Below are 23760 nucleotides of genomic sequence, written 5' to 3' on the forward strand. Positions count from 1 at the left end.
GCTACCAGAGATAACATTTGAAATACATGGCGGCGAATTTAAGTGTGTCTCGGATGTTTCTCATGGCAGATTTCTCCAACCCGTAAACTGTAGGGATTTTGACATGATCTATAGAGTATCCTGACATGGATGCTTTAATTAACAGTTCACTCTCAAACTGAAATCCATTTTGATGGAATTCTACTTCTTCGAAAAGCGATAGTGGAATAAGGCGAAATCCACATTGTGAGTCTCGAAGACACCTGTTTGTCCTGATAGATAACAGAAGAGATGTGAACCGGTTAGAGAAAACTCTGGAGAGTGGCATGGATTTCAGATCAGTCCGGTGGCCAGTAAGAATCACCCCTTCTCTCTTTTTTTCCATAAACTCCCGGATTGCGGATGGAGGGTGTTGCTGATCGGCATCAAGTGTCAGGATCCAATGGAAATTGTTCTCAATTGCCCATTTGGCCCCAGATCTGATTGCCGCTCCTTTCCCGAGATTGGTTGAGTGACTGATATGAGGAATCCCATTATCGTTTAGAATTTGGGCCGTGGCGTCAAAGCTACCATCATCAATAAAAAGAAGCTGTTGAATATTTGTTTCATTAAGAGCGGTGTGAAGTTTGAAAATGGACCGTTCTCCATTGAATACGGGAACCACAACAAGAATGCGTGAATCAGACAATGAAAATGCCCGAAGCGATCCTTACCGGGCGTAGTCTTTAATGGACTTGGCGATGGATGTGGAAATCTTTTTTGCGGCCCTGTTGATCATTTCACCCTCAATGGGTACCCGTTGTTCACCTTTTTTAGCCAATTCTCGGGTGCTATATGAAATTGCTCTATCATCACCTGAATATGTGGCCCATGATACATTGGAACTTGAGAACTCTTCGAAGGAATCACTCTTCAAAATTCGTGCCGTTTCTACGTCCACAATGTTGTAAGAACCGCGAATCCGGGCGCTGGTTGTTCGCTTAAAAACAATTACCTTGGCCTCAACCTCACCATAAATTTTTCTCACTTTTTCTTTCCCTTCATCATCAACATATTTTTCACGACGAATGACAACTCTTTTCTTTTCATTGCGCACATTCCGAGTTGTCTGTTCAGGGGAAACGATAATCTGAGTGATCTTTCCGGACAGGATCTCATTTACACCCAGTATTTTCCCTACCTCTACTGCCATGGATTCATCGATAATGCCGCTCTGTGAAAGTGCCTGTTCCTGCATTACCTGTTGCAGTCGTTCTCTAGAAACCAGCTCCAGAAATTCTGTGGCAGAATCGTCGCGGAGAATATAACTGATCACATCGTCCATAATCACTTCAGAGACAGGGCTGTATTTCCGCCATGTCTCTGTTTTATCTTCAAAAGGCATTATGGCCATTCGTAGGATAGCCGCCAGCCGCATCTTTTCGTATTTTTCAGATGCGTCTCTGTATTCCGAAACAAAGCCCAGTGCCATCTTGAACTCTTTTGCCGCCTGTTTCTTTATTTTGAGATCGTCACTTGAGGATAGAGTCACTCCTTCTTCGTAATGAGTTTCGGCAGCCATCTGTTTAGCGGTATCTATTTGAGAAGAATAATCAGTCGTCTCAATCTCAATTAATTCTCCTGTTGCCTTTAGTCTGAGGGATGGGAGCTGCTCAATAGTCTGGTTAAGCCTGATAAGATCGTTGTATTCTGACACGATCTTGTCCCATCGGAATTTTTCTGTACTGGAGGAAAGGTTTTTCAGATGCGACTCATGTTCAATGACAGCAGCTTTGAAGGAATCCTGTATCAGGAATTGCGCCGCATCATAGGTTGGATTAATTCTTAGAGCATAGGCACAATCATAAACCGCCTGGTCGTAGTTGCCACTTTGGTAAGCCTTCCGTGCCTGTTTTTCAAGGCGTCCGTAGGCTGTGAATGCGGAACATCCAGCCAGCCATAAGGAAAAGACGAAAATAACAATCAGTTTAACCAATTTCATTCTTTTTTCAAATGAAGGGGGTAAACCTCAGGGCGGCGATCTCGAAAAAACAGTTTCCTGGCATGGGATGAAGACACTTGATTGAGATCAATGTCAGCCATAAGAATGTGATCTTCACCGGCAGGAGATTGCGCAATCACCTCCCCAGCCGGATTCGTGACGAATGATTCACCAGAAAATTCCATTTTGTCCTCAATACCAACCCGGTTGGAAAGTGCGCAAAAATAGCCGTTCTGGAAAGAGGAGACTCTTAGTTCTGCCTCAAACAGTCCATTAGGCCACTCTCCCACCGTACCCGCCTGCGGGATGACAACCAGCTCGGCCCCGTCCACTGCCAGGGATCTCATGAATTCCGGGTAGTGACGGTCATAACAAATGGCAACACCTACCCTACCAGCAGCAGTGTCATAAACAGGGGCACCACGATCTCCTGGAGCATAATAGTCCTTCTCAAAAAAGCAGTCATAATCAGCAATGTGAACCATTCTTGTGGTTCCGAGAAGAGTGCCGTCAGCATCAATAACTGGTGATGAATCATAAGTCTTGCCGTCTGCCTCTTCAAAAAGATTGATCACAATAACCATGCCGTGTTTTTTCGCTTTTTCCATGAAAGCCTCAGTAGTAGGTCCGGGTACTTTTTCTGAAAGATGTGCGACAGACCCGCTAGCGTGGTTCTGGGGAAAAAAGCGTGTAAATGCAAGTTCGGCGAATACCGCCAGTTCGGCTCCCTGTTCAGATGCTTTGTCAATGGCGATCAATCCCCGATTCAGGTTATCCTCATTATCTCTGGATGCATGTTGTTGAATAATAGCAATTATCATGGTTTAATCAGTTTACTCAATTAAAAATAAGCAGAAAGTTATCATAAACAAATGTCTTGAAATTCCCCCACTATCTCCGTTTCTTCTTGTAAGAAAGTTAGAAGAGAGAGGTAGCATGAAAAAACCAAATTTTGATTTAACAGATAAAGTTGCGATAGTTACGGGAGGATCCCGAGGAATCGGAAAGGCCATTGCAAATGGATTTTGTAATTCAGGGGCCACAGTTGTCATTGCTAGCCGAAAACAGGACGGGTTAGATAAAGCAGCCGAGGAGATCAATAGTGAAAGTGGAAAAGTTGTTCCCATCGCTGCCCATACGGGGGACAGAGATGCTGTGGAAAATCTCATCCAGAAAACGTTAGATTCATGTGGCGGAATTGATATTGTTGTTAATAATGCTGCCACAAACCCGCAGTTTGGTCCACTCCTTCAATCTGAGGAAAGTCAGTGGGATAAAGTTTGGGAAGTGAATGTCAAAGGATATTTTCGATTAGCAAAAGCATCATTTTCACACATGAAGAAACGTGGCGGCGGGAAAATAATCAATGTTTCTTCAATAGCCGCAAAACTACCTCTTATAGGAATGGGAGTCTACTCTATCAGTAAAGCTGCAGTTGTAATGTTGACAAAAATGTTGGCTCAAGAATTGGCACCTGATAATATTCAGGTTAATGCCATTGCTCCGGGATTTATCAAGACTCAATTCAGTTCGGGGCTCTGGAAAAATGAAAAAGTTCACGATGAAATCCTCAAAAGCATCCCTCAAAGAAGGTTGGCAGAACCTGAAGAAATTGCCGGTATAGCTCTCTATCTTGCCTCAGATGCTTCTTCATTTACCACAGGCGAAACCATGACTGTTGATGGTGGGCAAACCCTGGGTCCCCCCTTCAATCCAGTAAAATATTATTAAGTTGACAATAAATAACAAAATAAGTGCATTTGTCGAGTCTGAAGTGATACCTCTTGAATCTTTATTGCTTTCCAATGAATTCTCGAAACTCATGAAACATCTTAAAAATTTGAGGAAAAAGGTAAAAAAGAAAGGCTGGTGGACGCCCTATCTACCGAAAAATGATGGTGGTATGGATCTTTCATTAACACAATTTGCCGAAATTAGTGAAATTCTTGGCAAATCACCTTTGGGTCATTATGTATTCAATTGTCAAGCTCCTGATATTGGGAATATTGAACTCCTTCGAGGACACGGTTCACCAGATCAGAAAAGTACCTTCCTTGAGCCACTCATTGCAGGAAACATTCGAAGTTGTTTCGCCATGACAGAACCAGATAAACCTGGATCAAATCCTACGTGGATGGATACTACATCAAATTTGGATGGGAACGAATACATCATCAATGGACGAAAGTGGTTCACTTCGGCCGCTGACGGAGCCAGTTTTTGTATTGTCATGGCAGTAACAGATTCACAAAGTAAAGACAAATATGGTCGAGCAAGTATGTTCATTGTCAGTAGTGATAATCCTGGATATGAAATCGTCAGGAATATCTCAGTAATGGGAGATACTGGTGAAGGGTATTTTAGCCATGCGGAAGTGGTTTTTCAGGATTGCCGCGTCCCGACTTCATCCCTGTTGGGCAATGTTGGTTCCGGATTTACACTGGCTCAGGAACGTTTAGGCCCTGGAAGGATTCACCACTGCATGCGGTGGATTGGTATATGCGAAAGGGCCTTCGATCTTATGTGTCGACGCGCATCTTCTCGTGAATTGTCTCCTGGCCATGCATTGTCAAACGAAGGGGTAATTCACAACTGGATTTCAGAATCTAGGGCTGAAATAAATGCTGCGCGACTTTTGGTACTGGATTGTGCCAGACAAATAGATGAAAAAGGACCCTATGCGGCCAGAAGGGATGTCTCTATCATTAAGTTCTATGTGGCTGATGTCCTTACAAAAATTCTGGATAGAGCTATTCAAACGCACGGTGCTCTCGGAATTACCGATGATACCCCCCTCTCCTTCTGGTATCGTCATGAGCGAGGGGCTAGGATTTATGATGGTGCTGATGAGGTTCATAAACGGTCAGTGGCAAAACAGATTCTTAAACAATATACTGATGGATAATGATACCATCTCCGTTCGCCCTGATGAACGGTTTGATGAATCGTGTCTTGCTGAATATTTGCGGGGAAAACTCGAAGGCACTGAAAAAGCACTTACAGTAAGGCAATTTGGCGGTGGTGCTGCCAATCTAACCTATCTCTTAGACTACGGAGCCTGTAAATATGTTTTAAGACGGCCTCCTCTTGGACCTGTGGCACCATCCTCGCATGACATGGACCGAGAGTTTAAGGTTCTTTCAGTTCTACATGAGGCGTTCCCATACGCACCACAGGCGTTTCTGTTATGTGCTGATCCAGATGTTATCGGTGCACCTTTTTTCATCATGGATCGACGGCGGGGTATTGTGATAAGGAGAAACTTGCCAAAAGAATTTTCCAGCATGCCGGAAGCTCCTCGCTATATGAGTAAGGCCTTGATAGACGTACTCGCAAAATTTCACAAAGTTGACTATAATGTTTTAGGATTAAGTGAACTGGGAAAACCGGAAGGTTTCATCTCCCGCCAAGTGAATGGTTGGTACACTCGATGGGAAAAGGCAAAACACCAGGAAATGCCAGAGATGGATGAGATTTACGCCTGGCTTGAGAATAACCTTCCAGATTCAACACATTATTCTCTTGTTCACAATGATTACAAACTGGACAATATTATGTTTTCCAAAAACAGTCCTAAAGAGGTGGTAGCAGTTTTTGATTGGGATATGTGTACACTAGGTGATCCATTAAGTGATCTCGGTTCATTGTTGAGTTATTGGAGTGAACCGTCTGACCCAGAATTTTTAAGGAAAGCGGCAATGATGCCTACGGAAAATGGATTCTTATTCCGAAATGAACTGTTGGAACGTTATTCAGAAATAATCGGTCGTGATATTTCAGCTATAAAATTTTATCATGTTCTTGGCCTTTTTCGTGTAGTAGGGATTGTGGCCCAGATATATATCAGGTATGTAAGAGGTCAAACTGAAGACAAGCGTTTTGCTATATTTGGTGATATGATACCCTTCCTGACTCAGTCAGCGCTAAATCTTATTCAGGAGCCCTGATTCTGGCAAAACCGGAATAAGTAAGGCTCCCAAGGTAGAGCATACCGTCATGCTCTTCCACACTGGTTATGGGTGAAAATGAATCAGGTGAAGGGTCCTGGAGATTATGAACGACATTCCCTTCTCCATCAATTCCCAAAACAAAGCCATATCTTTGTGGGGCAGGTTGAATGGCTTCTGGCAACCGAAGAATCATCTTCCTCATAATAGGGTTATCAGAAAGATCGTCAATAATGGTCTGCCGTCTTGATGGTAGTGCAATCCAATAGATTCCACGACCATTAGAAGAAATTCCATCAGGGAACCCGGGAAGTCCATCCATGAGAATCTCACTCTTACCTTTCATGTTTCCTTTAATCCACACTTTTCTCACCCTGTATTCACTTGTTTCATTTACCAAAACAAAATCACCTTCCGGGCTGACAGCAACGCCATTGGCAAAATACATACTGTCTTGTACCAGATAAGTCCTTTTACTTTGGGGCTCATAAGCAAATAGACCACCATAGGGGCGGTGATCAACAATATCATGTCTGTAGTCAGTAATACCAGTTTTTGAAGATGCATCTGAAAAATAGATTGTTCCATCTGGAGAAATATCCAGATCGTCGGCAAACCCGAACTTGACATCATTGGTACCTGTTGTTAAGACGGTGATTTTTCCTACAGGATCAATGGAGAGTAGTCCCTGGAGTGCGTCAGCAACTATGAGATTCCCATATTTATCAAACTCTAGACCTAAAGGTCGGCCGCCAGTGTGGGCGAAGCGCTCTCCTCCACTGCCGTCAGGTTTATACCGGATTATTTCACCTTCTTCATAACCGGTGTATATATTACCGAAAGCATCTACATCGACATCTTCTGGCCCAATACCATCACCCAAACCAAATCTTTCAACGTTTACTAAATAGTTATTAGGGGTGTAATCACCTTCCAAGGCAGGAGAATGAGGAGGTTCCCAAATGACAGGATCTACGGGAACAGGCCAGAAAAAAAGATAAAGAACCATCGAAAGAAAAAGGAAAAGTAATATCTCACGAATTTTATTCATGTTCTTCTTCTTTGAATCTTTCGAATTGGATACCGGTGTAACCTGGAAGTTTTTCCAGGATTGAGGTGCCTGCTAACATTGCAGGTGTGTAATAACCTCCATCAACCCTGTTTGAATTAAGGAAAGAAACAATTTCAACGGCCCCTACAGCCGTAACATCATATCCGTTCCCAGTATCGAAACGACCAACAACAGAATCCCCAGAAGGATTCATTAGCTCTCCCCAGATGTTCATTTTTGAATTTTTCCTTTCTTCCTCGGATTGACCTTTTATATTTTTTTCGATTCTACGTTTAAGAAAATTTTGAACCATAGCTGGCTTCATAATTTTTGCATATTTACGTCTTTTTCTTAGACGCTCAATTCCTTTTTCAGACATAGGGAGGTACACCTGAATATTGGGGATGCCTGTGCTGAAATAAGCAGTTGATACATCTCCCCATGAAATGGATACAGTATTTCTAGGCCCAGAACCAAAATCGATTTCTCTAGTTGCATAGGCTAAAGGAACAGAAAGAAGCTTCCCATTTTTTCGTATCCAGCCTCCTTTGGATGCACCTTCCACAGCTGTCTTAGCTGTTCCGGGACTTAATTTGCTTGCAACAGGCTGGAATGCTAAAGAAAGATCCGTGCCGGATGGAAGCTCCCTTTGTAACATTACAGCGAGACAGTCTGTCGGTACTACATCAAAACCAACACCCGGGCAAATAACCACACTTGAAGCCTTTGCCTCTCTATTTTTAGAATGGGCATATTCGAAAACATCTATTTCTCCGGTAATGTCAATATAGTGGGTCGAGGTATGAAGACAGGCTGATATCATCATTTCAGCGGTAGATGAGAAAGGACCAGCACAGTTGAGGAGAATATCTATATCAGAAATTTGCTCAGAAACAGAGTCAAATGATGTAAGGTCAAAGATACGACTATCCAAACCATGTTCTGAGGAAAGTTGATCTATTTGATCACGATTTCTCCCAGCAATAATTGGTTTCATTCCCCGTTCAGAAACCACCTTCAAGATAATCCGCGCCGAATATCCGTTAGCACCGTAAATCATCCAGGGTTTCATGTCTATCTCCTTGTTAGCGGCATCTATTATCTACCACATCTGCCTCGGCAGCGATATATCCAAAAGCCGGCCAGTAATCACCAGTCAGTATTGATTTCAATTGTCGCGACCCATTCTCCTCGTTTCCATTATAACAGTGCCAGTTTGCAACGCCGTAAGCCAATGTGGTGTTTTGCAGAGCGTCCTCTCCTTCTTTGAAGAGATTTCTTTCAGCAATTTTGCCCTTGTAAAATAACAGCAATTGATGGTAAGCATCGTTTTCAATAATATCCATCTTTTCAGAAATTGGAAGAAGAAGATCAGCAGCTTCTTTTTCCCGTTCCATACGTCTCAAGGTCATGTATAACCAATGAGAAGTTGCTACTAGCATGTCATTATTACCGGATACTCTCATGCATTCCATATAACTGCGGAAAGCTTTATCCAAATTCCCAGTAAGGTAATATGCCAGTCCAAGATGATACCAGATATTGGACTGCAATGTGCTGGTGGGAATATTCCTGTCGTTGGGGAGACCGTCTGGTTCAATTTCATCCTCTTTATTAAAAATTAGCTTCGAAGCCTTTTCAAGATCTTCAATAGCCAAGTCAAATTTTCTTGTACTTATATAACGATGCCCCCGATGACGGTACATTCTAGCATCATCCGGGAATTTTGTTATCCCTTCACTGAAAATCTCTATGGCTTTGTGGTATTCACCGAAATATGCAGTCCGTCGGCCAAGCCAGATGATGTTGTCTGCATTTTCAGGATTATTATCATAATCCGTCTGAGCCTTTTCAAGATTTCGGATGTAAGTGTCAAGGATATTGCCAGAGAAATTCATGGGATACAGTGATATTCCTAATAGGGATATCACCTCAGGAGCGGATGAATGAGGCTGAACCCGGGAAGTTCGAACACAAGAATTGAATAGAGAAAAAATAACTGCCAGTAATAAAGGAATACGGATGCCAGACATCCGGACTAATTAGTTTTTAGGTAGTGAGAGAAAAAATCCAGTGTCTTAGACCATGCATCCTTTGCAGGAGTATCTTGATAATTATTTCCAGAAGGGTTTGCAAATGCGTGCCCAGCTCCTTCATAAATATGGACTGAAACAGTTTTGTTTAAATCCTTTAAAGTCTGTTCAAAAGCTTTTACACCGTCTGCAGGAATGCCCCTGTCTTCACCACCAAATATTCCAAGTATCGGCGACTGAATGGAGCTTAGTTGCTTCTTATCTGAAATGATTCTACCGTAATAAATAACACATGCATCCAGGCTTTTGCCCAGTAGAATGGAAGTTTGAAGTGACCAACCACCTCCAAAGCACCATCCAATTACTCCAATTTTCTCAGATTTAACTACTTCCTTGAGGTATGTAAACGCTTGTCGAATATTTTGCTTTGCAGAATCCGGAGCTTTTCCAACAGCAGACATAAATTTTCTAGCGTCGGCAGAAGAATCAGCCACTTTACCCTCATACATGTCAACTGCCAACGCAACAAAACCTTTTTCTGCAAATTGATCTGCCACATTGCGAATGTTATCATTTAAACCCCACCATTCGTGGATAAGGATAATTCCGGGTAAATCTGAAGCCCCTTTTGAAGGCATAGAAAGATATCCGGATATCTTTTTGTCATTAATCTTTCCATAGACCACGTTTTGAGAGTACACGAAATTGGATAATGAAACCACCATTCCAGATGAAACAGGTGTATCATTATCGTGAAGACGGGACATGGTCTTCACATAGTCCTGGTAAGATTGAGAATTAAGAAATACCGAAAAAAGAAGAAATGTTGAGAAGAGACGCAACCTTAGATCGTTTTTGTATAGTGGTTAAAGACCCAATCATCATGGGTATGTTTCCAGTGTTTTTCTTCACCACTGCGAATAGCACAATCAGAATCTATAGATAAGCGGGATGTAATCCCGACATGGGGGTAAAACTCCATGACTATCCTAGGTCTTTCATAATCATAGACACAGTTGATAATCTCTCACAAGAAATGACCATGTCGCAAAAGTTATGAAAGTATACCTTTAATTAATTTTCTCAACCACATTTATATTAAAATAGTTAGTTAGTAACTATAGTTAATAAGAATGCTCGTATTTATCAAAAAATGTAAACTAAAGAACTGAAATTGGTATTTCGTACGTTTCCTCTCTCGGGTTCAGTAACGGTTTAAGGCCTGATTTATTGGTTTCTTTGTAAGTATCCTTCATCCCTCAAAGTCACTAGTTAATTTTTCTTCTCTTTCGAATCGAAATCAAGGGATATGGAATTTAAGCAATAACGTAAACCAGTTGGATTGGGACCGTCTTCAAAAAGATGTCCTAGGTGACCACCACATTTTGCGCAGAGGATTTCCGTACGCTCCATAACCATGCTACGATCCAATTTTGTCTCAACAATCCCTTCTGATAAAGGTTTCCAGAAACTGGGCCAACCTGATCCGGAATCATATTTAGTATCCGAAGAGAATAGTTTCGCGCCACACCCAGAGCACTTGTAAATACCCTCTTCATAATGTTTGTTGAATTTACCCGTAAAAGCCATTTCTGTTCCTTTTTCTCGAAGAATTCTGTATTCCTCCGGGGTAAGACAACCTTGCCACTCTTCTTCAGTCTTATTGATCTTTTGGTTCATTTCTTTATTAGTAATTTTTTCATTTTGAGACCACAAAGGAACAATCATCATATAGATAACAAAATAGACGATGCTCCTATTAAGTAATTTATTGATACAAGCCTTCACAACATTGCAGTTCATTTTTCGCACCAAAGATTAATTGCTCTCAGCATATTTGCCAATAACCTTCCAGCTTTGAACCAATTCACCGCTTGTCGAGGTTATGGCACACACCTTACCTGAATTGACACAGCTTGGTCTTACCGCCAAAGGAATACCCTCAGCAATGTATGTTTGCATTGGATTGAGAATGAGATCATCATCCCACAATGTTCCTGTGATTAATGTTCCTTGATCAGTTAGCACTTCTAAAGTTAATAACCAAAAAGTAATAGGGAGTTCTGATATGTTTGATATTCGAACATTACAGAATAGGGTCGGTGAAATAGTGTTGCTGTGGCTTAATAGCTCAAAAGAAAAGTCAACCTCCTGTTCAGATTCAGTGATAGTAGCTAAAGGAAGAGAAGAATCGGAGCACCCACAAAAAACAATTATTGAGAATAGAAAAAGTTTAATGATATTTTGATGCATTTCCATTTATCCAAAAGATTATGGTCGTGTCTTCATTGGTAATCTTTTTTCCACCTCACGACGAAGCTTTGCTTCACGGCCCCCTTTCGCAAATTCTTTGTATGAATAGTGGTCCTTAAAAGCCCCAACACAATTAGACTGGTGGGGTTCAAGTATCTACTCTATTGCACCATATTTTTTTAATATTTTTACTACCTCTTCAATTGAGATCGCTTCAGATCGACCATATTTACTTTCGACGGTTGTTGCCATAAGAATTGAATTTACAATGGCTTCCTCCGTCCCTTCAACAACTGCCTGAAAAAGAGGACTCATGTGCCGGTTATGTACTTCTTGCAGAACAAACTCTAGATCATTACCTCTTGAAATACGACGAACCTTTTGAGATGTCGAAAAAGCAATAGCATAATCTCCGCTTCCATTTGAAGAATATGCGCCTACTCTACCGAAAGCATGTGCTGTCCGCTTCGCCATTCGCTTCAGGTTTCTCGGCGATAATGGTGCGTTCGTAGCAACTACAATCATACATGACCCTTCGTCTTCGATGGTCAAATCTTTCTTGAAGAGAATCTTCCCCATTTCTTTCCCTACGGGTACACCATCAATGGTAAAGAGGCCGCCGAAATTGGATTGGACCAACACTCCTACGGTGTAACCACCTAAAGACTTAGGCAAAACTCTGGATGCGGTTCCTATTCCTCCTTTAAAACCCAGTGCGCGGGTACCGGCGCCCGCCCCAACGGATCCTTCTTCCACAGCCCCGCCAGTAGCATTATTTATGGCAGCAAAAACATGCTGTTTGTTTACATGCCTTCCCAGGATATCATTCAATCCAGAATCATTTGTTTCGCCTACAACAGGATTAACAGATCGAAGTGGCCCAGAGACAGTAATCATATAATCGATAAGAGAATTAGCGACCAAAAATGTGTTAAGGGTGTTGGTGAGAGCAATGGGGGTTTCAATTGTACCCAATTCTTCGATTTGAGTTGTTCCAACCAACTTTCCGAAACCGTTGGTTACATATATTGCACCAGGTACTTTTTCATGAAAAAGATCGCCACCATGCGGTAAAATGACCGTAACACCGGTACGTACACTGTCACCTTTTATAACCGTTGTCTGTCCCACCGTAACACCCTCTACATCGCTGATTGCATTATTTTCACCTGGGGAGAATATTCCAATTTCAACACCTAGATCCCGGGCACGTTTTCGATTTTCAGCTGAAAGATTTACAATACAGCACAGGATCACTAAAAGACAGAGGTCAACCTTAGGCAATTTTCTAATCACCTTTTGAGCCTTCAACGATTTCAATAAACCGACGGGAACCCTCTCTGAGTTTCCGTTCTTGAGTAATAAAGTCAACCTCATACAAGCCAAATTTCATGTCATAACCTTCTGTCCACTCAAAATTATCCATGAGTGACCAGTAGAAATAACCTCGGACGTCATATCCTTCTTGAATTGACCTTGAGACCGCCCGAATGTAACGATCAATGTAAATAGCTCTTCTGTCATCTGTCCCATCTGCGATGCCGTTTTCGGTGATATATATAGGCACCCCCATTTGCGATGCCACCTTAATGGACCGATAGAGAGCTTCCGGATAAATGGGGTAATGCATATCCGTCATTTGTTCATGAGGGTAAAACTCAATGGTGAAGAATTGTTTCAGGTTGAGATGTGAATTGATTCGCTGATGAGAATAATTGTTGAGCCCAATGAAATCCAGTGTACCAACGGCCTTAGGATTTTCATATTCCACTTTTGCCATGGTGGGCATTGAAAAATCGTATGTTCCTGAGATCAAGAAATCCAGAGCCACACTGTTGAAAGCATTGTCCAGTATCCGGGTTACCATCCAATCCAAAGGATTCCAACGGTTGTAAGGATCAAAGGGAAATATGTTTTTCACAATGCCGATTTGTGCCCTAGTTCCACCCTTTTTTGACTTAAGGGCCTTATAAACACGGACATGTCCCTCTAAAAGGTTTTTTAATACTGTCCCGGCTAGTTGAGGATCCATTTTCCCCGGCGGCCAAACTCCATTAAAATATCCCTGGTAGGTGTAAACAGCTGGCTCATTAACGGTGCACCATATGTCTACATGGTCCTTAAGATAGTCAAAAACCTGTTCAGCGAACCTGACGAAATATTCCAGGTTTTCTTCTTTCTCAAAAGCGCCCTTGGCCTCAAACCAAAGCGGATTGGTGAAATGGTGCAGGGTGATTACTGGGGTGATACCCGATTGCTTTAAAGCAATACAAACATCTTTGTAGTGTTCTAAGGCACTGTAGTCAAATTGTCCCTCCTGGGGTTCTATTTTGCTCCATTCAACAGAAAAGCGATACATATCTACTCCCAGGCTTTCGATAAGTCCAATGTCTTCCCTGTAACGGTTCCAATGATCACAGGCCATACCTGATTTATTACCTTTGTGAATTCTTGGGTTACCGTTTTCATCGGGAGTATTCTCCCACTCCGACCAGTTATTTGTGCATCCACCTTCAACTTGGTGTGCTGCCGTTGCCACGCCCCAAACGAACCCTGGCGGAAAACTTAAAGTTTTCGTTTCTTCCTTTTCCCAATCCCACCTTACTTCAGGATGCCTGGCACTCATGGTTATGACATAAATGAGCCACAAACCAATTGGGACAAAAAGGATCAGTTTTTTATCCATAATCCAAAAAAATTACTGTGCAATGATCAATCGTTAGTACGGTTAAATGTCTCAAAGGAGTCTGAGCACAGAAAATTCTACTTTGGAGTGATACCCATGTTGAGGGAGCGAATCTACTTTCTTCAGTCGTGATAACTTCAGGAGAAGCATTCTGAGGCGGTGCCCCACACCCAGCATAATAAATAAAAAGTAAAGTAAAACTAATAGTCACTCTTTTCATCGAAATCCCTCCTCCATAAATACCAGTGGTTAGGATCGATAACCGGTTTTTCCTTAGCTCTAATGAGAACCGGATCTGAACTGAGCTTAATTTTTCGAATCCTGTCCCCGATATTCACCTCAACAGGGAGTTTCATTCCTACTGCTTCTACACTCAAGGCATAACGATTCTCCTTGACCTTTCGCACAACAGCTACTGGAAGGTCTGTGGTATAGAGCATCATATGGATGAAAGGACTCAGATCCTGGCCGGCGCGGCTGCTGAAGTGCATTGTGAAATCCTTTTCCAGTACAAGATTTTGGTAGGTGTATTGAAGGTCTGTGATGAAATCCCTGAGAGCGTGAAAAAAACGTCTATCGCCCATGATGAAACGAAGAGAGTGCATCAGGTATGATCCTTTGCCGTAGATGTCACTTTGGTAAACTTCATCTGTAGTGGCATTCCGTTTGGGAATAATGGACATCACATTTTGGATACCATGTCTCGCAATGGCCATTTTTTTATGATATCCTTCTTCCCCGGCCATTTCCCGGTGATAAAGGGCGTCTGCGTAAGTGCAGATCCCTTCGTGAATCCAGTAATCAGACCAATCAGCGGCATTCATTTTGTTTCCCCACCACTCATGCCCCAACTCGTGAAGAAGAAGCCAGTCAAACGACTCCCCGCCCAGTTCAGTGTAACGGAATTGATTTCCATAAGCGTTGATGGTCTGATGTTCCATTCCTAGATAAGGTGTCTCCACCAGACCGAACTTTTCATAAATGAATGGGTATTCACCAAAATAGTTTTCATGAGAGCTGATCATCTTCATTACCATGTTTAGATGGGGTTCCGCCTTGTTTTTATTTTCTTTCAACACGTAGAAAATGACAGGCATTGACCTTCCTGTGACGGAGATGAACTCTTTCTCAACTTTTTCGAAAGCGCCAATGGTGAAATTGATATTATAGTTGGCAATGGGGTAGCGTGTTTTCCAGTTATAGGTTGAACCCTTATCAGTTTCGAATATATTCAGCAAATTACCGTTAGAAGCCACGGACAATCCTTTTGGAACGGTGACTGAAATTGCCATGCTGTCTGCTCGATCGGATGGATGGTCCTTACATGGAAAGAACATTTTTCCTCCTTCGTTAGCACAAGACATTCCAATCCACGGATTTCCGTCACTGTCTTCTTTCCAGGTAAATCCGCCGTCCCATGGAGGGTTGACGGCTGTTGGAGGATGCCCATCATATTTGATTTGGATCTTACAGAATTTACCCTGGTTATAGGGTGGTATATCTACCCAAAGAGCATCATTTTGGTGATTAAAAGGCACCCGTCGTCCATTTGCCTTGACGTCTCGCACCGTAAATGCATCAACTAGATCAAACTTGAGACTGTCAACCCTCTCAAGAATATTTATATGTGCTGTGGTTGTTCCTTTTAGGAATCGTTTTTCCGGATCGATATGGAAATTGAGATCGTAATAAGTAACATCGTAGGAGGCCTGGTTGGGATGAAGTATTCCGCCGGAGGTGTATCCCTGTGCGCATAAGAAAAAATTGGAATAGAGAAGTGCAGTAATTAAAAGTGAAGAATACTTCACAGGTTGACTACTAATGCAGGATTCTGTCCCCCTTTTCCCGTTTTTGTTTCTTAACCATCTTTTTTACATCGTCAAGAAGCCGTTGAGCGTCGTAAACAATTCCGTCCTTTATGGTGAACTTCACACCCCCTACCCGTTCAACCTCCCCGGTTTGATCATTCAGTCTGACAGCTCCAGTGGCATAGAGTACTTTGAGATTTTCCACAGGGTTTTCATCAACAATCAACATATCCGCCAGCATTCCTGAGCGGATGACTCCAAACTCGATGGGTTTCCCCAACGGTTTATAAAGGGTTTCGGCCCCGTGCATTGTAGCGGAGCGTATTACCTCTAACGGATGAAAACCAGCCTCCTGAAGAAGTTCCAATTCTTCAATGGTACCAAATCCATACAGTTTATAGATAAATCCCGAATCTGAACCTGTAGTAACACGCCCACCCATGTTCTTGTATTCATTTAAAAACATCATCCAGACCCTATAGAAATTTCGCCAAGCCACCTCATCCCAGGTGGTCCAATCAAAAAAGTATGATCCGTGGCTCTCTCTACTGGGTGTGTAAAATTCCCACATTGACGGCAAGGTATATTCATCGTGCCAATCCGCGTTCCTGGCATGCATCACATCACGACCCGCCGCATAGATGGTCATGGTGGGGTCAAGAGTAGTGTCCAAAGCCAGAAATTCTTTCAACAGCGATTTCCACTTTTTACCGTGGGGTTTCACCAGTTTCCACTGCTGGGCTACCTGTCCAAAACGGTACTGCTCATCACTATAATTCATGCCCACAGGCCATGGTTGAACGTCGTTTGTCTCATACATGGATTCGAACAAGCCATAAAAGTGTGTAACTGAGCCGAGCCCCAGACGAGCAGCGTCGATGGCATTCATTTGTGCTACACCAGTTTGTGCCAAGTGCGCCGTGGAACCGAGATTTTGCTTCTTTGCTTCGTCCAGTAATGCAGCCATAACATCCGGAGGGTAGGAGCCAAGTTTCATTCCATCAGCGCCTTTTCTTGCAGCGTAACGGACCCACCTACGTGCCGTCTCGGGAGTATTAACAGAACCATCCTTCCAGTCATCTCCTCCACTTCCAGGACGATGATAAGAGAACATTCTAGGTGCAGTAATTTCATTCTTTTCGCTTCTTCCTTTTTCACTAAGAGAAAGGTCAAATCCGGTAAAAGGAACACCCCGCGTAGTTGTTATTCCATGTCCTAGCCAAAGTTTATACACATATTCAGCTTCTGGTGCCTTAGGTACGCCACCTAGATGCGTGTGTAAATCAACGATTCCGGGCAACACGTACATTCCATGGGCATCTATTTCAAAAGTGGCATCCTTGGGGCGTCGTTCCTCATCAATTTCAATAAAGGGTGTTCCCACACTAGCTACCCGGGTAATTTTATTTCCCTCAACGACGATATCAACTGGACCACGAGGAGGCGCACCAGTACCATCAATTAATGTTCCTCCTCTAATAATTAACTTCTGAAAGGGCCCTTCACCTTCACTACGATCGGGTGCAGGTTCAATAGTTCTACGGTTTTGTGCTGATAGAAACGTTACGGTCAGTATGGTAAAAAGAAGGAATTTTGTAGTTTTCATGTTTTCTCCTTTATTTCAATTTTCTTGCTTATTGCCCCATATAGTCTATGAAAATACCACGGAGGATTGATTTAGACAAAATGGGTAAGAAAATAAGAAAAAGAGAATTAAAGATGCTGTTTGTTGTAGAGATGAAGCCAGCCACCAGAATTGTAAGGCCGTTCATTAATGGCAAATTTTGTCTCAGGCTTAGTCTTTTCTTCTATTAGGTCAGCAACATATTTTCCTAATGCCGGTCCGTGTTTAAAACCGTGTCCTGATCCCGCTCCCACAATCCATTGATGATTAAAGCCAGGAACTTGAGCTACAATCCAATTGCTATCAGATGTGGAGGTGTATTGACATAGACGTCTTTCTTTTACCTTTGCTCCAGAAAGATCTGGAAAACGCTTGGTTAAATAGTCTTTGCACCATTTCAATTGTTCTTTGCTGAGTTCTCTTTCATCTTTGTCAGGATTAAATTCCTTGCCTCGAACATCTGAAGCAAGTTTAAAAGGCCGCCCTTCGCAACCGCCACATCCGTAAAAAGCTTCTTCTATATCTGTATAAGCGGGGACATTGGGTGCATCCCATTCTGGGGGTGATTCAAAGAAAATTACTTCCTGTGTAGTCACTTGAAGGTCCATGCCCAGATCAAAAAGGAGAGGTATCCACGGTCCGCATGCCCACACTACAATATCCCCCCCAACGTCGGTTCCGTTAACCATTACACGGCCTCCAATGTTTTCTGCCCTTCCTTGAATAAAATTCCCTCCCATTTCAGAAAATGCCGAACGTAGAGCATTAACGGATTTTCGTGCTCGTAAAATCCCACCAGTTGGTTCAAAGACGATAAAACTAAGATCATCACCATTAAAACTTGGATAAAGACGTTCCCCCTCGCTGGGATCAATTCGTTCTACTGGAATTCCTTCACTTTCCAATGTTTTTAGGCTTAACGCACCCCACCCATCCTCATCATGGGAAAACCAGGCGACTCCACATTCCACCATTAATTCAGTTGACAACCGATTTTCAAGTTCTTTCCAAAGAGACCTCGCCATCCAGGCTGATCGGGTGTACCATTCATCACCGGCATGAGAAAATCTAATATTTCGTGTGAGTCCATTACTGGTTGTTCGAGAATCGCCCTGATCAAATTGTTCCACTAGAGTAACTCTGTGTCCCCTATCCGCTAGCTCTAATGCTGTAGATGCACCAAATATACCAGCGCCGATAACCGCAATTTTTGAACTCACTATTTATTAATGAAAATGATCTGAAGATTAGCAGCTTCAGTCAATTTTTCTTCTGGGTCTGGGCAAATTGGTACGCTCGTAATATTCGTCATAATACTGATCCATAGCCTTGGGGTATGACCGACCACCCCAGACATAACGTAGAGAATCACCGGTATGACTGTCTATTAACTCATCCTGTGGTTTTTGTACATGCAAAAATACCAATCTACCAAGTCTTAACATTTCTTCATCATTAGGCGTTTTGCCCATAACAGCAATCATAAGATCCATATGTTTTGTTTTCATTTGGTCCATGAGCAAGGATTCAACTTTAGCCTGGAGGCCCCAAACATATTTAGCTTTGGATGCCATTGATAGAAGATTAGCAGTGCGCGGATTATTTTTGTTTTCAAGTGCAATCCTTGCCGCAATAAGGTTTTCGTATTCTACATCTGTAACAAATATTGCCGGTGATTTGTTAATGTAATGAGCTTCGGAAATGTATTCCATTGAATTGGTTATTTCATCCCAGAATTCACGTGCTGTAATTGTACCATCAACAAAATTCCTCAAAACAACAGAACTGGTTGAAGCAGTAAGTTGAGAGTCATCACGTCCTACAGGAATACTGCAATGAATTGTAACAATAGAAGGAATTAATGCAACATAATTAGATTTATTTTCTTTATGCATTTCACGCTGCATCACTTTCCCAACACAAGAAAATCCAAGGATTACAACTTCCTCAAAATTGTTTCTTCGTGATTTAAGAGAAATTCTGAAAACAGTGTTGTTGGTTTCCGCTTTGCGGAAAGAAGTATTTTCACCTGAATAAGGCAACCTATAATACTTTAATGCAGAGTGGACTTGATGTGTAAAAGCTGATTTTCTTTGAGGATTATCTATAAGATCAGATCTTTGAAGACTAGTCTCATCTGGAACTGCGTGTAATGAGGAGAGAATAGCAATTAATAGTATTCGGTTAAGCCTTATAGTAGATGTCCGTTTTAGATTAAATATATTATTCAAAGTTGATTACTTGATTTAATTCCCCTACTTATCCATTGAATTTTCTCAGTGATTGACAAATTAACAACAAAAAGTGAATATACGTGAAGTATGAAATTCCCTATAACAAAACCAAAAAGCGCGCCCGCCATAACATCACCTGGATAATGAACACCTACATAAACCCTGCTGAATCCCACAAGGATTGCAATAAACAATAACCAACGTCTCATTTGGGGGTAGAAAAAACCTGTAACTATAGCAAACGCCATACTGTTAGCTGCGTGGTTGGAAGGAAAAGAATATTTCCCCCCCTTCCCCACAAGCAGTCTTATAGATTCAGACAATTCATGAGAAGGGCGAATTCGACCCACCATCGGTTTGATCATTTGTGCGGCCATCACATCAGATAGAATAAGACAAAAAACGGCTATGAGTAATGCCTTTAATGCCCGCCTCCAGTCATCGCGGAAAAGGTAGATGTAGAAGGCGATTAGAGGTAATACCCAGTTAGATGAATCGGTAATAAAAGGGAAAATAAAATCAAAAAGAGGATTTGCGACACTCCTGTTAAAAAGTTCCAGAAGCATCACATCGGTAGAATTAAGAAATGACAACACTGTAATATTATATCATTATTCTGCCTTGTATTCAATCTTTCCATTAACAATTGTATAAAGAATCTTGGTTCCTAGGATGGCGTCGTCAGAAACGGTCATAATATCCCGGGAAAGGACAGTGAAATCAGCAACTTTACCCACTTTGATGGAACCTTTGAAATGTTCTTCGAAGGCACCATAGGCGGCGTCCAGTGTATAGCTTTTCAATGCTTCACCCCTGGTCATTTTCTGCGACGGTTCATAACCATCGGGTGGGTATCCCTCCAATGTTTTTCTTGTAACTGAAGCGTAAAATGATTCAATGGGACTGATGGGCTCAACGGGAACGTCTGTGCCATTAATAACCACAGCGCCTGATTTAAGTAAATTTCTCCAAACATAGGCACTCTCTTCAATTCTTTTTTTACCCAGACGATCAATAGCCCAAGGTCGATCTGAACTCATATGAATACCTTGAATGGATGCTATAACACCCATATCACTGAATCGTGGAATGTCTTCCGGATCTATATGCTGGGCATGTTCAATTCTAAACCTGTGGTTTTTTTCCGGAACTCTTACGAAAGCGTATTCATACTGATCCAAAACCTCGCGCACCGCTCTGTCACCAATGGCATGAGTGTTAACTTGAAAGCCATACTGAAGACCTTTTTCTGATACCTCACGAACATAACTCAATTCCTGGGTAGACATGCCGGCATGTCCCGGGCGGTCACTGTAATCTGCTAAAAGCCATGCCCCCCTGGAACCGAGGGCACCGTCGGCATTTAGTTTTATAGCCCTAATGGTAAGAAAGTTATTTCCAAGACCAATTTCTGGTCCACTTTGGTACCAATCTTTTAACAAATCAGGGTCACGGCTTGTGAGCATGACATATAAACGAATTTTCATTTTGCCAGAATTCAAGAAACGTTTGTAAGTGTCAATACTGGCTTTTCCTGATCCAGCATCCTGGAAAGAGGTGACACCGTATCGAAGACACTCATCTATTGCGAGTTCAAGAGATCTGTCGCGGTAGGAATCGTTTTCTTCTGGTAAATGTTTGGAGATTAGCCGCTGAGCTACCTCGTTGAATATACCTGTAGGGCTTCCATTCACGTCTCTAATTATCTCACCATCATTTCTTTTTAAAATAATTTCATCACCCAATTCCATTTCAAAGTTAGACCCAGAGGTAATCCCAGCAATTTCCATAGCCTTGGCGTTAGCAAAACCTGCATGCCCGCTGGCATGAGTCAAATAAACAGGATTGTCCGGTGATACGGCACTTAGCTTGTGATGCGTCTGAAAACCTTTCACCATGATTTTTGGTTTAGGTGTCCATTTGCTCTGGTGCCATCCTCTTCCCAATATCCATTCTCCCGGCTCCGTTTCCGACACGGCATCAGCCACCATATCCACCAGTTCATTGTAGTCCTTGATTCCGTTCAGATCGAGTTTCATCTTTGAAGAACCTAGACCCATGATGTGACCATGGGATTCGATAAAACCGGGAATCATCGTTTGGCCTTGAAGATCAATAACTTCAGTGTTAGGACCTATAAGGGGTTCAACAGCGGAATAAAAACCAACAGCTACTATTCGTCCATTTTTCACTGCAACAGCAGACGCTTTGGGATTTCCAGGATCTACAGTATATATTTTTGCGCTTTTGATTACCAGCTCAGCGCTATTATCTCTGGAGCAACCAAAAATGAATAATATCGCAATTATGGTGATGGAATTGAACCTCAATGACTTGAGTTGCATAATTTTTCCTTAACAGTTAATGAAATAGTTTACTAAATGTCGGGTCTACACTAATAAAGATTTTACGTAGAATAAATCTATTGAATAAGGAAGATAACCTGATGAAATCAGCGAAGTAGAACAAGTCTTTTTGAATATTGTGAACCATCAGCCTCCAATGTGTAAATATATATTCCGCTCGCAACAGGATTGTTGCGGCTATCCAAACCATTCCAGACAACCTTGTGTGCACCAGCTGATCTGTTACCCGTTTCCAGTGTTTTCACCAGTTCACCATTAATACTGGATATGAAGAGGTTTACATCACGTCTCGCACCCAGTGAATACTCGATGGTGGTCGTAGGGTTAAACGGGTTGGGATAGTTCTGGAACAGACTGAAAGTATGCGCCACGAGGGCTTCATCATCAATCGCCAGCCAATAGGGGTCGCGTTTGCTGCTAGCCAACCTGAGATCATCCATAAACCATGTAGCTTCATCACTTACTGCAGCTGAAATTGTATCGCCAATTGAATCAAGTTTTGCTTCCCGTCTGGCATGGATACCCATGGCAATCGTGTGAATGTTGGTAATCACGTTATCGTGATCAGGGCTGGATGATGAATCTGGTGTAAACATGTCAGCAAATGGTATTACAATCTCACGATACATGGCACCTGTAGTTCTCCCATGATATCCTTTAGGATAGTCTGAATCTATATGGTTTAACAGTCCATAATGACCGGGACGCTCATTATCTCCACCCCAGCGGAAAAGCTGTACAGAACCGTCTGAATTCACGTCCTTTACATCAAAGGTGAAGATGAGGTTCTTACGTATGGGTACGCTAGTCACCTTAAATCCCAAGCGGAGCGATGTGGCATTACCAACGGCAATTGGGGTGTCAAATGTATAACTCATATCAGACCACATTCCCGAGACATAAAAGCTTGATTCGTCCATTGTAATGTTTCCCTTAACACTACCTGCACCTTCAGCATAATACTCACTGCTATTTTCTAAGGTAACTATATTAGCAGGATCACCTGTTTTAACACTCCAATCTGCGACATTTTCTTCCATGCTCAGAAGTTGACCGTGATCACGGCTTCTGGCAAAATAAAGGTCATCAATGAGAAATTTCACCGTATCTGAAACCTCACCTCCCGTTGAATAAGAGACAGAATCATTATCAGTATGAACACCAAAAGCAAACTTCCTGATAGCACTGAAGTCCATCCATCCATCCGTAGGAGAGTACCAGGCTGGCTGTACCAGATTCCGGAAAGGAATTGTTACATCAAACCAGGATGAAGCAATGCTATCATCGGTGGTAATAGAATGTGGAGTATAGAAAATGTCAAGATCTTCTGGGTAACGCCACATTTCTCCCGCTTCACCCGCACCATCATCTTCGAAAAGATCACAGGTGAACTGCAGACTGCGGTGGTTTTGAGTCGGCTCTTTAATTATCTTCAGTTTGAAATGAAGTTCGTCATAGGTAGATGCATCATAAGCTTCATCTAGTGTAAAACTGATGTCAGTCCAGCCTCCCCAAACGTAGAAGGTATGGTATTCAACCATAACTGACATACTAGCTGAACCTTCGACGTAGTCTTCATTATCGTTTTCAAGAACAATAGTATTCTCAGGAAGTGAGCCACCTGAAGCCCAGACACTGGCATCCTCGAAACTGATCATGGTTGACTGACCGTATAGAGAAACTAGTCCGGTTACAATAAACAAAAAAGTCAGAGCCAAAAACCTTCCTAGATTAAGATGGCACATAATTTACAATCGTAATCTCAGACCAATGTCCGCTGTCCGGCCATAGTGCTGTT

General features: G+C 42.3%; 21 protein-coding genes. 3 read left to right on the top strand and 18 right to left on the bottom strand.

Translation table 11 applies throughout. The features are described 5' to 3' along the window. Position 1: 1 nt before the first annotated feature. From EYO21_02525 to EYO21_02535, 3 genes are read right to left on the bottom strand one after another with little or no spacing between them, the layout of a single operon-like run. Positions 2 to 667 (bottom strand): glycosyltransferase family 2 protein, encoded by a 666-nt coding sequence (locus EYO21_02525; GenBank protein HIB02686.1) that lies wholly within the window; start codon positions 665 to 667, stop codon positions 2 to 4. Between the two features lie 21 nt (positions 668 to 688). Next, the gene (locus EYO21_02530; GenBank protein ID HIB02687.1) at positions 689 to 1960 is read right to left on the bottom strand and encodes a hypothetical protein; all 1272 of its coding nucleotides are present in this window, start codon (positions 1958 to 1960) and stop codon (positions 689 to 691) included. Then, positions 1957 to 2781: a carbon-nitrogen hydrolase family protein gene (locus tag EYO21_02535; protein ID HIB02688.1), complete on the bottom strand. Its 825-nt coding sequence runs from the start codon at positions 2779 to 2781 to the stop codon at positions 1957 to 1959. The genes EYO21_02530 and EYO21_02535 overlap by 4 nt, the downstream gene beginning before the upstream one ends. Positions 2782 to 2896: 115 nt before the next feature. On the opposite strand from EYO21_02535, the gene EYO21_02540 reads away from it, so the two are divergent. From EYO21_02540 to EYO21_02550, 3 genes are read left to right on the top strand one after another with little or no spacing between them, the layout of a single operon-like run. Beyond that, the gene (locus EYO21_02540; protein ID HIB02689.1) at positions 2897 to 3691 is read left to right on the top strand and encodes a glucose 1-dehydrogenase; all 795 of its coding nucleotides are present in this window, start codon (positions 2897 to 2899) and stop codon (positions 3689 to 3691) included. Beyond that, positions 3684 to 4865, top strand: coding sequence for an acyl-CoA dehydrogenase (locus EYO21_02545; protein HIB02690.1), 1182 nt, complete (start codon positions 3684 to 3686; stop codon positions 4863 to 4865). Before EYO21_02540 ends, EYO21_02545 begins: the two co-directional genes overlap by 8 nt. Beyond that, positions 4858 to 5907, top strand: a complete 1050-nt coding sequence (locus tag EYO21_02550) for a phosphotransferase family protein (protein HIB02691.1) — start codon at positions 4858 to 4860, stop codon at positions 5905 to 5907. Before EYO21_02545 ends, EYO21_02550 begins: the two co-directional genes overlap by 8 nt. On the opposite strand, the gene EYO21_02555 is transcribed toward EYO21_02550, so the two are convergent. From EYO21_02555 to EYO21_02625, 15 genes are all read right to left on the bottom strand, one after another. Continuing rightward, positions 5891 to 6958, bottom strand: a complete 1068-nt coding sequence (locus tag EYO21_02555) for an SMP-30/gluconolactonase/LRE family protein (protein HIB02692.1) — start codon at positions 6956 to 6958, stop codon at positions 5891 to 5893. The genes EYO21_02550 and EYO21_02555 overlap by 17 nt on opposite strands. Further along, a complete protein-coding gene (locus tag EYO21_02560) occupies positions 6951 to 8030 on the bottom strand; it encodes a hypothetical protein (GenBank protein HIB02693.1) in 1080 nt (359 codons plus the stop codon). Before EYO21_02560 ends, EYO21_02555 begins: the two co-directional genes overlap by 8 nt. A gap of 13 nt (positions 8031 to 8043) precedes the next feature. Beyond that, on the bottom strand, positions 8044 to 8991 hold the full coding sequence (locus tag EYO21_02565) for a tetratricopeptide repeat protein (protein HIB02694.1): 948 nt from the start codon (positions 8989 to 8991) through the stop codon (positions 8044 to 8046). A gap of 5 nt (positions 8992 to 8996) precedes the next feature. Further along, positions 8997 to 9758, bottom strand: a complete 762-nt coding sequence (locus tag EYO21_02570; GenBank protein HIB02695.1) for a dienelactone hydrolase family protein — start codon at positions 9756 to 9758, stop codon at positions 8997 to 8999. A gap of 505 nt (positions 9759 to 10263) precedes the next feature. Continuing rightward, on the bottom strand, positions 10264 to 10671 hold the full coding sequence (gene msrB / locus EYO21_02575) for a peptide-methionine (R)-S-oxide reductase MsrB (protein HIB02696.1): 408 nt from the start codon (positions 10669 to 10671) through the stop codon (positions 10264 to 10266). A 138-nt stretch (positions 10672 to 10809) separates the two neighbouring features. After that, positions 10810 to 11244, bottom strand: coding sequence for a hypothetical protein (locus EYO21_02580; protein ID HIB02697.1), 435 nt, complete (start codon positions 11242 to 11244; stop codon positions 10810 to 10812). Positions 11245 to 11400: 156 nt separating this feature from the next. Next, positions 11401 to 12621 carry a S58 family peptidase gene (locus EYO21_02585; GenBank protein HIB02698.1) on the bottom strand — a complete coding sequence of 407 codons (1221 nt, stop codon included), beginning with the start codon at positions 12619 to 12621 and terminating at the stop codon, positions 11401 to 11403. Then, positions 12533 to 13930, bottom strand: coding sequence for a glycoside hydrolase family 1 protein (locus tag EYO21_02590; protein ID HIB02699.1), 1398 nt, complete (start codon positions 13928 to 13930; stop codon positions 12533 to 12535). The genes EYO21_02585 and EYO21_02590 overlap by 89 nt, the downstream gene beginning before the upstream one ends. Before the next feature lie 200 nt (positions 13931 to 14130). Continuing rightward, positions 14131 to 15753, bottom strand: a complete 1623-nt coding sequence (locus tag EYO21_02595) for a M1 family peptidase (protein ID HIB02700.1) — start codon at positions 15751 to 15753, stop codon at positions 14131 to 14133. Continuing rightward, entirely contained in the window at positions 15749 to 17344 is a 1596-nt protein-coding gene (locus EYO21_02600; protein ID HIB02701.1) for an amidohydrolase, read from the bottom strand. The genes EYO21_02595 and EYO21_02600 overlap by 5 nt, the downstream gene beginning before the upstream one ends. A 107-nt stretch (positions 17345 to 17451) precedes the next feature. Further along, entirely contained in the window at positions 17452 to 18585 is a 1134-nt protein-coding gene (locus tag EYO21_02605) for an FAD-binding oxidoreductase (GenBank protein ID HIB02702.1), read from the bottom strand. A 33-nt stretch (positions 18586 to 18618) separates the two neighbouring features. Further along, positions 18619 to 19593: a hypothetical protein gene (locus EYO21_02610; GenBank protein ID HIB02703.1), complete on the bottom strand. Its 975-nt coding sequence runs from the start codon at positions 19591 to 19593 to the stop codon at positions 18619 to 18621. After that, positions 19590 to 20162, bottom strand: a complete 573-nt coding sequence (locus tag EYO21_02615) for a phosphatase PAP2 family protein (GenBank protein HIB02704.1) — start codon at positions 20160 to 20162, stop codon at positions 19590 to 19592. The genes EYO21_02610 and EYO21_02615 overlap by 4 nt, the downstream gene beginning before the upstream one ends. Positions 20163 to 20207: 45 nt before the next feature. Further along, the gene (locus EYO21_02620; protein ID HIB02705.1) at positions 20208 to 21941 is read right to left on the bottom strand and encodes an amidohydrolase; all 1734 of its coding nucleotides are present in this window, start codon (positions 21939 to 21941) and stop codon (positions 20208 to 20210) included. A 107-nt stretch (positions 21942 to 22048) separates the two neighbouring features. After that, positions 22049 to 23707, bottom strand: a complete 1659-nt coding sequence (locus EYO21_02625; protein HIB02706.1) for a T9SS type A sorting domain-containing protein — start codon at positions 23705 to 23707, stop codon at positions 22049 to 22051. Positions 23708 to 23760 lie beyond the last annotated feature (53 nt).

This window comes from Candidatus Neomarinimicrobiota bacterium, from assembly GCA_012964825.1.
In the GTDB taxonomy this organism is placed as follows: Bacteria; Fidelibacterota; Marinisomatia; order Marinisomatales; family S15-B10; genus UBA2125.